Genomic DNA, 12,748 nt, shown 5'->3' on the forward strand with positions numbered 1-12,748 from the left:
TAGGTAAAGACAGAGGGCTATTGCCCTCTGTTTTATATATAACAATAAAATTACAATTTATTTACTTTTTCTCTGTTCTATCAAATTTATAAATTTATTATTTATAAATTCTTTTTCGTTTTTATTTAAACCTATGCTATCATAAATAACTTTATCAATTTCTTTATGGTGTTCGGTATTTATTTCTTTATCGTATGTTAATATATTTAAATTTTTAGTTTTGTTATATATTAATGTAGCTAATTTTAAATCAATATCAAATACGCAAGGTATATTTTGTAAATCAAAGGCTTCCGCTTTTAATAAACCTCCGCCTAAATTATTTCTTCCCGTAATTTCTCTTAAAAACCAACCTAAAGTTGAATTATAAAATAACCAAATACTTAATAAATTTTTATCTTTTAATTCTTTTATATTATTAGAATTATCGCTTTTTAAAATTTCAACATAACTATCTGAATATGAATGAATTTTATTAAAACAACAATAATGAGAATATGCAATACCTCTTGGCATTATAAAAATTGGCGGTGTTCGTTTAGTTTTAAGATTATCTATTTTATTTGATGATTTTGTAAAAGTAAAACTTGGCTTTTCTTTATGATAAAAATGAATATTGCCTTTTGAACTAACTTTATAGCCATTTAAACCTTGTCCATATTTTAACCCTATTTTATCTATGGTTAAACCTTTTGATAGTTTTTTTAATATTGATAATAAAATATCTAATTCTTCCGTAAATAATATATTCCATTTATAATTTAGCATTAAATTTTTATCTCCTATAGAATAAGAATATAATTCATTATATTTTGCAAAATTTTCTCTAAAATATTTTAATGTTAAATTAGTTTTATTATCATAATGGAAAATACTAATTATTGTATTAATTGCAGCGGTGCTAAAATGTTTAAAATCAGTATCTATTAATGTTATATTTAAATTTTGTTCTATTAAAAATTTTTGAAAATTTATTCCATATTTTGTAGAAAGCCAAGAATTAGTGCAAACGAAAGTTATAAATCCATTTTCATTTATAAGTTGCAAAGATTTAATATAAAAATATAAAGATAAATCCATGCCTTTACCTAAAAGTTTTTTATTTTTATGAAAATTAATTAATATATTATTTTGATAGTTTTCTTTCATACTATCAGAAAAAATTTTACTTCTCGCTTCTAAATAAGGCGGATTGCCAATAACAATATCAAAAAACTTTGTCCCAAATTGAATCTCGCTATCAAAAAAGTCTGTCGATTTATTTTCAAAAGGATTCCAAGATAAAAATTTTTTCTTATCTTCCGCTTCCAAATAATCATTATTAACTATAAAGTCTCTCAATTCTTCAAATCTATATTTTATATTATTTTTATTTTCTTCTGAAGAAGCGTTAAAATAATCTTCCGAAATTGATTTTATTTTTTCTATTATGCCGTCAACATACATTGAATTAAAAGATTGTTGAGTATTATTTTTTACTTCAAGTGGCATAAGGCTATTTGCTGATATAAAATTAAATTCCAAATTAGGCAAAGGTTTTATTCCCAAATTCTCTTCACTTTCATTTTTCTCTTCTTCCACAATTAAAGACAAAAATGCCCTCAATTTGCTAATCTCAATCGCAATCGGTTGAATATCTACTCCATGAATCATATTTTGAAGTATATAAAGTTTATAAGCGTAATCAAATTTTTTTGATTCGTAAAGTTTTTCAAATTCAATTTTAGCTTGTCCTTTAATATTTTTAAGTAATAATTCTTTATAAAATTCATGATTTGGGTCTAATTTATCTATAATCATAAAAGTTCTTTGCAATATTCCGATTGGAAAAGCTCCACTGCCACAAGCTGGGTCTAATATTTTTATTTTATGTAAAACTGATAATAATTCATATATTTCTTTTTTACCTAATTTTATATCTTCATTAGAATTAAATATTTTTTCTATTTCTTCTTCACTAATATTTTTTGTATTATTTTGTATAGATAGTCTTACACTTTCTTTAACCATGTAATCTACTATTTCTCTTGGTGTATAGAATGTTGAATTGCCTATATTCAAATTTTCATTAGTATCTATTGCTACAAGAAGATTTTCAAATATTCTCCCAAGCATTTCAGGGTCAATAGAAATTTCAATATCAAATGGCGTGCTTTCATCTACAGTAAAATTATATTTTTCAAAAAATTCAAACAATTCTTTTATTATTTCATTATCAATAGTTTTTACTTTATAATCTTCTTCTTTCTTTAAAAATAATCCGCCGTTTAAAAATGGAATTTGTTTTTCGTATTTATTAATTATTTTACTTTCAATTTTTCTCTCTTCCATTTTTACATTTAATATATTAAAAAATAATTCCTCCAAAACTTCTTTATAATAATTATCTTTCGTTTTCATTTCGCCAATATTTATAAAATCAAAAATTTCTTTCGGTATCAAATCTTTCTCTCTCAAAAACCAACAAAAAAGCGCCCTTCCTAAAAACCTTAAACTAAATTCTTTTGCTGAAAGCAAGCAGTCGCTAGCTAAAGCTTCACCTTCTTTATTTTCACTTGATTTGTTTCCGACAAAATTCTTCAAAACATCTTTACAAATCTTATCAAACAACTCTTTAATTCCCTTATAGAATTCTTCGTTGACGGGTTCTACGCTAAAAGCTTCTTCAATTTTCTTAACGCTTGAAAACGCTTCTTTATTTAATCTACTTTGCGCCGTTTTTACTTTCGCTCTTTCTCCAAGTAAATAAGTAAATCTCTTCGGGTCGCTCAAATCTTTTTTCACTTCAAGATTTTCATTTACCTTTTTATCATATTTCACATAAGAAATTCTATAAGCTTTTTCATTTTCATTAGAATATAAAATAAAAAATATTCCTTTCCCGAAAGAATTTCTATTTCCGCTTTTTATAATATCCGTGCATATTTTAGAAATTTTAACTCTGCTTCCCGTTTTAGTATTTTTTATTCTAATCTCATAAACTCCGATATCTTCATCGACATTTAAATTGCCAAGCCAAATTATCGCGTCGTTATTTGAATCATCCAAACAATCAATATATTTTTCAATTATGCTATTTTGATTAGGAATAGAACCGTATTCATATTTAAAATTATCTCCTAAATATTTAGTCCATTCTTCCCTGCTATATTCTTTATCAAATCTAAAAAAATCTTTACTCATAAATAATCCTTATAAATTAAAAATTAAAATTAAAGTTAAAATTAAAATTAAAATTAAAATTAAAATACTTTCTACAAATTTATTATTTTACCATATTAAACAACTTAAAAGTAAAAATAACAAGCCCTAAAAAATTAATTTATGCGAAAAATTAATTAATAAATTTTATTTAAAAAACTCTTCCCTTACTACCAAAATAGAATCTTTCAAATAATCGCTTTCAATATAATTAATATAATTAAGCGAACTATAATCTATTATCTTTTTAATCTCTTTAAGTATCTCAATTCCATTATTATTCTTAAAAGCTTTTTCAATATTCTTAATTTGTTTTTCAGTAAAAATATTATATTCAATTCCCTTAATAATTTTTTCAATATATTCTCTATCATTTAAAGAAATTTCAAGCCCCATAATTTCTTTATATCTTTCAAGTTTAAGTAAAGCGTCAGGTTTATAATTAATCTTTTTAATATTTTTTCTTCTCTCAAAATCGGCAATTAAACTTTCCGCTTTATCGCTCGGCTTAAAAGATTTTTCATTTTCTTGCGCTTTCAAAATCTTAAATATATTTGCCATATTATAATCCATAACAGAATTTTTTAATAATCCTCCAAATATTCCGTTTTCTCCTTTTCTTATTTCAACAAGTCCGTTAAAATCGTTTTCTCTTCTTATAAAAATATTATCCTTCATATTTTTAATTTCTTCCAAAAGATTATTATCTTGATTTAATTTATTGTAAATCTCTCTATATTCAATATCCCAACTTATATCGTTTTCTAAATCCGAAATAATTCCCGCTTCTCTTTTCAAAGAAAACAAAGAATTAATTTCATCGTCTTTTTGAAGTATTTTGGTGTCGTTTCCAAAAATAGAATTAATTAAAGTAAGTTTGAAATTAGAAATCTGCCAATTTTTAATATCTTTTTGAGCTTCTAATCTCGGAATAAAATTGTGAATATAAATTTTATCAAAAAGTTTTTTTCCAATTCTATTTATTCTTCCAACTCTCTGAATAACTCTCGTTGGATTATAAGGAATATCATAATTTATAATTATTCCCGCTCTATGCAAATTAACTCCTTCCGAAAGCGTATCCGTAGATATAAGTAAAAAATATTCGCTCTCTTGTTTTCTCTCTTCAAGCGATGCGTCAAAATTCGCTTTAACAGTTTCTCTATTTTTTGAATCTGCAACCGATTTTAAAGGTTTGAGTAAATAATTTAATTCTTCGTCTTGGCAAATCGATTCATATAAATAATCGACAGTATCTTTAAACTCGCTGAATATAATTATTTTTCTTTTGTCGTTTTCTTTTTTGAATTTTTTTAATTCTTCTTTTAATTTGAAAAACTTTTTATCTTTTTCAATTCCTATATTTTCCCAATCTTTTTTAATCTCTTTAAGTATTTTTAAATCGTTTTCAAAATCAATAAAAAATTCCTTGCTTAAAACTTCTTTAACATTTTCTATTATATAAAGTCCTTCGTATTTTTTAGAATTATCTTTTATCATTATATCGTTATCATCGTCATAATCTTCGTAATTTACATCGCCTCTTTTATAAATAGTATAGCGATTTTTACTAATCCACATTTTTATGTTTTCGTATTTTGCAATCATATTGTCTACGCTTTTTTTAAATGCAAAAATAGAACTTTCAAATCTCCTAACAAGTAAATGCCTCATAAACTTTGCAATATTATTTGAAGACAAATCGGCAAAATCAAAATTCGCATCCTCTCCGTAAACCGCTTTAACAATTTCCGCGCTTTTCCTTTTATCTTCTATCGTTTCTTTTTTCAAATAAATTAAAGGCTTATATCTAACGCCCTTAAAAATATTAGAATTATCTTTATTGTCTTCGTTATCTTCGTTATAAGGACTTATTTTTTCTAAAGTGTCGTAATATAATTTTGATAAATCTCCAAGCTCATAATTATGAAGTTTCGGCTCTTCCACATCGTTAAATTCCGTTTTCTGTTTTTCTAAATCTTTTCTATATTCCGAAGATTCAAGCAAATCGTTTCTCGTTCTTCTTATTATAATAGTATGTATTAAACTCATTATTTCTTTTGCTATCTCTTTACTTTTTTTAATATTCTCTTCTTTTGAGTTTTCAGATTTTTTATATTTCGATTTTAATTCTCTCTCTTCTTTTAATATTTTAATTTTTGCCTCTTCAATATTTTTATTTTTAGTAAGCTTTCTATCGAAAATATCAATTATTGAAAATATATCGGAAGTCGTATTATGCATAGGAGTCGCCGTAATTGCTATAACTTTATTACCAAAACATATATTAGTTATCATATCATAAGAATAAGTTTTATTATTTACAAATCTATGAGCTTCGTCTATTATAATTAATCTATTTTTTCTATGATTTCTTACATGTTCTAAAGCTTTATCTAAAAGCCCGATACTAAAAACTTTAGCTTTAATTTGAAATTCGATATTATAATTTTCCCAAGAATCTATTATTTTAGGCGGACAAATAATAATTATCTCTTCTACTTTTTCTTTTAATAAAAGATTTTTCGCTATTGCAGAAGCGATTATACTTTTTCCCAAACCTACTACATCGGAAATTAGAACTCCGTTATATAACATAATTCCGTTTATTCCGCTTTTTATAGCTTCAATTTGATATTTATAATCTCTATAACCATAATCTGCAGGCGAACATAATAATTCTTCTCTATTAATAAATTCAAAATATTCGTATATAACTTTAAGAAATATTTTATAAGGCAAACCGAAATCGTCTTTATCTTTTTTATCTTCTTTAGTCGGTTTAATAATATTTCTAAAGAATTCTTCTTCATTTTTATTATTTAGAATTTCATGAGCTTTATTCCATTCTTCTTCAAAATAATTATAAAGTTCGTTAAAACCGTCTTTACAATATATATTAAGTTCTTTTCTGTCTTTAATTCCGCGATGCGTAAAATTACTTGAGCCTATTAAAAAAGCGTTTCTTTCCGCTTCTTCGTTGTATTTAAATAAATATAATTTAGCATGCATATATTCCGCCGTTTTTCTAATTTCAAGAGTTTTATTTTCGCATTTATATTTAAATAATTCTATTATTGAAGAATATTCTTTATTTTCAGTTAAAGTAAATTCTTTAAAATCGCTTATAGCTTTATCGTTATCTTTATTATCATTAAAATATAATCTTCTTGTTTTGTTATCTATATTCATTCCGATAAGTATTTTTACTTTCGCATTTAAAAATATATTTCTTGCATTTTCATTTTTAATTATATACGAAAATACTTCATAATAACAATAAGCGGTTAATATGCAAATTTCTTTTATATTATGAATATCGTTTTCATTATCAATATTATAAAACTGTTTTTCAAAATATTTTAGCAAACTTTTTGATTCTTCCGAATTATCGACTAATATCATAATTAAATTTCCTCTCTAAAAAATATTATATAATTTATAAAGTTATATTTTAATTCTATATTTATTATATATTATGAAATAAATTAAATATAGTAAAATAATTTATAAAAATATTATGCTTGTATATTATGATAAATTTTATATAATTTTATTTAATACTTAATTTAATATATCTTGAGGCAATAGTGCAAATATTATTTGGTAAAATAAAAAACTTTTCGTATCAAAAATTTTGGAGAGAAGAGTTAAAAACATTCAATTTAAATCATGAAAATATAGATATAAACTATTTGCCAAGTAAAAGTTATATTCAAATTAATAATAAAATTATATCGTTAAGTAAATGGGTAAGTCCTAAACGCACTCGCTCATATCCTTTTGCAAGAGTATATGATAGTTTTGATTCTTTCGGTTGTAAGGTTACGACTATAATACCAATCATTAAAGACGAAGGAATCGATGGAGATATAGATTATTTGCAATGGGATACAATTTCTTTAATGAGTTTGCTTAATGTATATGTTATATTAGGATTCTACGAAGACGCCGAAAAAAATATTAGAAATACGAATAAACTAAATAAAATAACAAATCAAAAATTAAAATCAAGCTTTATATATAAACAACTTGAAATATTGAACAATTATCATCAATCGGCATTGCATTGGAATCTTAATCAATTAGATAACGAAAATTTATTAAATCTTATAAATAAAGTTAAAAATTCTTACAATTATATTTCGCAAAAACTTAAAATAAAACTTCATGATGTAAAAAATATAGATAAATTTAAAATCAATATTACTAAAGACAAAGAAACTTTTATGCAATATTCAAGATATAAAGCAAAGAGCGCGCAAAATAGAGAAGTTTTAACATTGCACAATAAAGAATCTGTCGGAATAGGAGAAAAAACAAAAATAGAAATAGAAAATTATTTAGGCGGATATTATTATTTTACTATTGACGATGTTTTAGATAAAAATAATATTTTGTATTTAATTGAAAGCAAACATAGTAAAAATTCTATTTTGCCCTCAAATGACGATATTAAAGACGGTTTATTAAAACTTATGCTTTATAATAATCTATGTGAAATTAGAGATTTAAAAACAAAAAGAGATTTTAAAATAGTTTTGCGATTAACTTCAAACACATTAAAAAGCAATGTAGATTTGCCAAATAATAATTTAGAATCTTTTATAAAATCGAATAAACTAAATAAAAAACAAATAGAAATTATATATAAATTAAATTCTGAATGCGAAAGAAATAAATTTTATATATGGATTCAAAAGGCTTAAGTATGAATTTAGTTAAATCGCCTTTGCGTTATCCAGGCGGAAAAAGTAGAGCGATAAAATTTTTATGCCAATATTTTCCGAATGATTTTAAGATATATAAAGAGCCATTTTTTGGAGGCGGTTCTGTCGGTATTTATATAGCTCAAATTATGAATAATATACAAATAGATGTAAACGATTTAAATTACGAATTATATTGTTTTTGGCAGAGTTTAAAAATTCATCCTAATAAATTAATTGAAGGAATTATAGAATTAAAAAATAGATTTAAAAACGGTAAAGATTTGTATAATTTTATTTTATATAGAAGAGAATCTAATCTTTCTATACTTGAGAGAGGAATTGATTTTTTTATTCTTAATAGAATTACTTTTTCGGGTATTGTAGATAGCGGAGGATTTTCTCAAAAAGCTTACGAATCAAGATTTACAACAAGTTCTATTGATAGATTAAAAAACACTCATAAAATAATTAAGAATTTTAATTTTTCATGCGATAATTTTTTTAATGCGATAGATAACAATTTTGAAAATCAAAAAGACATTTTTATTTTTTTAGACCCGCCTTATTATAGTTCTGTAAAATCTAAATTATATGGCAAAAAAGGAATTTTGCATTTAAATTTTAATCATGAAAATTTGAGAGATTATTTATATAAAACAAAATCAAAATTTTTGCTTACTTATGATAATTGCGAATATATAAAAGAACTTTATAAAGATTTTTATATTCTCGAGTGGGATTTGCAATATGGAATGAATAATTATAAACGAGGAAAAGCCGATATTGGAAAGGAATTATTGATTAGTAATTATGAATTAAAACTTAATAATTCTATTTATAAACAAAAAATTAAAGAATTGTCCGCTTTATAAAATATAAAAAATTATAATTCTTTATCTTTAATCTCAATTAATTCAACCATTTCCGACATTTCTATTATTGAAAATATTGACATTAATCTTAAAGTAAAACCGCTCATATCCAAGCCTGCAAGTATAAATAAAGTGAAAACTAAAAATTCTGCGGAATATTTTTTTGAAATAATAGAATCCGTTAAATAACCAAATAGAATAATAAGAAACATAAATATTATGCCAACATATAAAATGAAAGGAAAAGAAAGCCCGATTCCAAGAGCGTTGTAAAAAGAAATTATTATTAAATGATAGCTATATTTCGATTTCAATATAAATACGATTGTAAAAACTAAAATAAAAATAAAATATTTGTATATATTTTTTTTAATCATTCTTTTTGCAAAAATTATAATATAGCCTATCATAATTATTATAAAAGATATTGAAGAAACTTTTCCCTTATATTCTATTAAATATAAAGAAATATAATGCATAATATCGTTATCTATAATTTTATTTGCAGAAAGAATAATATAATTTAAATTAGAAAAACCAAGAGAGATAAGAATAAATATATATGCTCCTCTTTGAAGTTCATTTATATTTTTTAATAATATTAAAGGAAGAAGAGTTTTTATCGTTATTAAAAAAGTAAAAATAAAAAATAATAATTCCGTTATATTATAAATATTTATGTCGCTTATATATAATTTTAATACTCCAAATATTAAAAAAATTATTCCTAAAATTCCGTCTGATATTTGAGAGTTAAAAAGATAATTATAAAATTTATAAAATAGAAGTAAAAAGAAAGCTAAAAATATTCCGTATTCTATAATATAATTTATTAAATAAAAAAAAGAATTTTCTTCTATATTTAAAAATAGAGTTCTAAAAAAAAGAAAATTAATAATAACGGCTATAATAAGCGCATTTGTCCAAAAATTATACCCTTTTATAAACGAGTTATTATTTGCAATTTTGTTTTTTAAAATATAAAACATTTATTTATCCGAATTATTTTCTATAATATTATTTTAGATAAATAAAAATTTCAATAATATTAATTTATAATATATAAAATTAATCAACTTTTTTCCGATTAATTTATTATATTTAATTATATTTAACTAATTAAACTGTATTGAGGTTTTTATTAATATGAATAACGAAACGATTAAAGTTTGCATGAATGAAGAAGAGCTTGTTGACGCTTTATATTCAAACGAGGATATGATATATATAGAAGCGTCTTTAGGCAGAAAAATAGCAAATATAAAAAACACGGGCAAAATAGCTTGGGGAATTCTTATTGGCGGAATTATAGTTTCTGTAACCGCCGTATTATCTTCAAAAAAGTTAAGCAAAAGCAAAACCGTTTTAGTTTCCGCTATATCCGCAGTTCCTTCAGCAACCGTAGCTATACTTTATATAGGGCTTCCATCAACTATATCTTTAATTCAAATGATGATAGACGCTTATAAAAATTATGGCGGTATAAATACTGCAAAAGATATAATAGTAAAATTAAGAAACGATTATTATATATCAGAAAAAGACAGAGAAAAATTTATTCTTAAAAAATCAGTCGGAGAGAAAGTAAAAGAAGTAAAAATATCCGAAATCAAAAAATCAAAGAATATATAAAAATCATTTATTAATAATTATTTAAATTATATAAATATCAAAATCAAAAATTCCAAAAAATATATTAAAAAAAATTAAAAATTAGACTTGTTTTAAATTAAATTTAATGTATTATTATGATAACTATTTTATGTTTACACACTTTATTTTTTAAGGAGAATAAAATGTCAATTTTAATCGAAAACAAAAAAGTAAAAGAAAGCACAGAAAAATTTGAAAATATTATAGTAAAGGATATTTCAAATAATATTTTCGTTGTTTTGTTTTCCTTAATGGGAATAACAGCCGCTTTGTTATTATTAATATTATTTATGTAATATAATGATTAAAATCGATAATGACAAATTAGCCTACGAAAGAGAATATTTAAAGTTAGGCTATAAATATATTTGCGGTATAGACGAAGTCGGACGAGGATGCTTATTTGGTCCCGTTACAGCCGCTGCGGTAATAATGCCTTTAAGTTTAAAAGACAATAAAGATATAATAAACGGAATAGAAGATTCAAAAAAACTTACGGCTAAAAAAAGAGAAGAACTTTCTAAAAAAATAATTGAAAAATCTATTTCCTATTCAATTTATTCTATTTCAGAAAAAATAATAGACGAAATTAATATTTTAAATGCCACAAAATCGGCTATGATTAACGCTGTAAAAAATTTGAAAATAAAGCCCGATATACTTTTTATAGACGCTTTGAAAATCGATATTGATATAAAACAAATTTCAATAATAAAAGGCGATTTAAAATCTTATTCTATTGGTTGCGCGAGCATATTGGCTAAAGTTTGCAGAGACGAAATAATGAATAATTTGCCCGAAGAATATCAAAAATATAAAATTTCTAAAAATAAAGGTTATGGAACAAAAGAACATCTTGAAGCTATTAAAAAATATGGTCCAAGCGATATGCATAGATTCTCTTTCGAGCCTATAAAATCTTATAATCATAAAGATAAAAAAAACGATAATAATAAAGATTCTTTTATTTTATAATTTTTTAGATTTTTTATGATAAATATTAATAAATATTTTAATTCTATAATAAATAAAAGCCCAAAATCTATAAAAAATGGCGATATAGTTAAATTTTCGCTTGTAAGAAAACTTGATAACGATAAAGCTATTGTAAATATTATGGGAAATAAAATTATAGCTATATTTAAAGATAAAATAATCGAAAAAGGTTTTGCATTGGTTTCAAAAGAAAATAATAAATTAATATTAACAATCTTAAAAAATGTAAATAGCGTAAAAGAAGCTAAAGAAAATATAAAAAATGGTATTTCGGTTAACATAAGTTCGGCAGGAAAAGAAAATTCTCAAATAGCAAATTTATTATTGTCGAAAAATATAAAAGTAAATAATCAAAATATAATTTACTATGAAACCGTCTTAAAATATTTGCCGAATAACGAAAAAAAAGAATTTTTTATTAACGCTATGAAAAATAATATTTATTTCACAGAAGAAGAGATTAAAAATTTTGGAAATATCTTTAATAAAATCGTAAATTTTGACTTATCAATAAAAAACTCTAACAAAAATTATAAATTAGCCGAAATATTAAAAAACATGATTTTTAATTTAAAAAGAAACGATAGGGAATTTTTAAAAAATTATATAGAAACCAACGGATATTTTAGCGTTTGGTTTATGCTCTTTGACATGCTTCATAACGAATTATATTTTGAAGATAAGGATAATAAATATAATAAAGATATAATAATTATGATTTTAAAAATATTATCGCTTAATAGAAAAGATAAAAATAATTCGCTTTTTTATTTTATTCCGATTCCTTTTATAATAGATAATGAATTAAAAGAAATATTATTATATATAAACGGAGATAGAAAAAATAATAAATATAGTTTTATAGCTTACGACAATGAAGAAAATAAAGAATTATGCAAAATTATAATTGAAAGATTTGAAAACGAATATTTAATAACTTTAAAATTATTTGATAAAAATTTATATAAAAAATGCAGAGATACAAAATATATTATTGACGAAGAGCTTAAAATTTTTGATAATTTAAAATTAAAAATGGAATATACAAATGAATAAAGATATTGAAAACGCTATAGCTTTATTATATGAAAGGGAAATTCATAACGCTCCTATAGTTATATCGAAAGGAGAAAAATTGCTTGCTAAAAAAATAGTCGAGCTTGCAAAGAAATATAATGTTCCCGTAGTTTCAGACGAAGATACGGCAAAAAGTTTAATGAAATTAGATATAGGAGAAGAAATTCCTTATTCGCTTTATGAAGCTGTTAGTATAATATTAAGATATATATACAAATTAAAGGCAGAGTTATAATA

General features: G+C 23.0%; 10 protein-coding genes. 7 read left to right on the forward strand and 3 right to left on the reverse strand.

Going from position 1 to position 12,748, the window contains the following annotated elements; all coding sequences use genetic code 11:
- Positions 1–57: 57 nt before the first annotated feature.
- The gene (locus tag EPJ79_RS09790; protein WP_147739358.1) at positions 58–3,183 is read right to left on the reverse strand and encodes an Eco57I restriction-modification methylase domain-containing protein; all 3,126 of its coding nucleotides are present in this window, start codon (positions 3,181–3,183) and stop codon (positions 58–60) included.
- 165 nt (positions 3,184–3,348) lie between these two features.
- Positions 3,349–6,606 carry a helicase-related protein gene (locus tag EPJ79_RS09795; protein ID WP_147739359.1) on the reverse strand — a complete coding sequence of 1,086 codons (3,258 nt, stop codon included), beginning with the start codon at positions 6,604–6,606 and terminating at the stop codon, positions 3,349–3,351.
- 185 nt (positions 6,607–6,791) lie between these two features.
- Here EPJ79_RS09795 and EPJ79_RS09800 point away from each other — a divergent pair, with 185 nt between their 5' ends.
- The gene (locus EPJ79_RS09800; RefSeq protein WP_208745271.1) at positions 6,792–7,910 is read left to right on the forward strand and encodes a hypothetical protein; all 1,119 of its coding nucleotides are present in this window, start codon (positions 6,792–6,794) and stop codon (positions 7,908–7,910) included.
- A 2-nt stretch (positions 7,911–7,912) separates the two neighbouring features.
- The gene (locus tag EPJ79_RS09805) at positions 7,913–8,785 is read left to right on the forward strand and encodes a DNA adenine methylase (RefSeq protein ID WP_147739360.1); all 873 of its coding nucleotides are present in this window, start codon (positions 7,913–7,915) and stop codon (positions 8,783–8,785) included.
- Between the two features lie 11 nt (positions 8,786–8,796).
- Here the strand turns inward: EPJ79_RS09805 and EPJ79_RS09810 are convergent, their stop codons facing one another.
- On the reverse strand, positions 8,797–9,774 hold the full coding sequence (locus EPJ79_RS09810; protein WP_147739361.1) for a WESB_1763 family membrane protein: 978 nt from the start codon (positions 9,772–9,774) through the stop codon (positions 8,797–8,799).
- A 157-nt stretch (positions 9,775–9,931) separates the two neighbouring features.
- On the opposite strand from EPJ79_RS09810, the gene EPJ79_RS09815 reads away from it, so the two are divergent.
- The 5 genes from EPJ79_RS09815 to EPJ79_RS09830 all read left to right on the forward strand — a co-directional run bounded on the left by EPJ79_RS09815 (position 9,932) and on the right by EPJ79_RS09830 (position 12,746).
- Positions 9,932–10,417: a hypothetical protein gene (locus tag EPJ79_RS09815; RefSeq protein ID WP_147561755.1), complete on the forward strand. Its 486-nt coding sequence runs from the start codon at positions 9,932–9,934 to the stop codon at positions 10,415–10,417.
- A 164-nt stretch (positions 10,418–10,581) separates the two neighbouring features.
- Entirely contained in the window at positions 10,582–10,734 is a 153-nt protein-coding gene (locus tag EPJ79_RS11595) for a hypothetical protein (protein WP_158634369.1), read from the forward strand.
- 4 nt (positions 10,735–10,738) lie between these two features.
- Positions 10,739–11,413, forward strand: coding sequence for a ribonuclease HII (locus tag EPJ79_RS09820; protein WP_147739362.1), 675 nt, complete (start codon positions 10,739–10,741; stop codon positions 11,411–11,413).
- Between the two features lie 15 nt (positions 11,414–11,428).
- A complete protein-coding gene (locus tag EPJ79_RS09825) occupies positions 11,429–12,490 on the forward strand; it encodes a hypothetical protein (RefSeq protein ID WP_147739363.1) in 1,062 nt (353 codons plus the stop codon).
- Positions 12,483–12,746 (forward strand): EscU/YscU/HrcU family type III secretion system export apparatus switch protein, encoded by a 264-nt coding sequence (locus EPJ79_RS09830; RefSeq protein ID WP_021957840.1) that lies wholly within the window; start codon positions 12,483–12,485, stop codon positions 12,744–12,746. The genes EPJ79_RS09825 and EPJ79_RS09830 overlap by 8 nt, the downstream gene beginning before the upstream one ends.
- Positions 12,747–12,748 lie beyond the last annotated feature (2 nt).

The sequence above is a fragment of the Brachyspira aalborgi genome (genome assembly GCF_008016455.1).
Taxonomy (GTDB): domain Bacteria; phylum Spirochaetota; class Brachyspiria; order Brachyspirales; family Brachyspiraceae; genus Brachyspira; species Brachyspira aalborgi.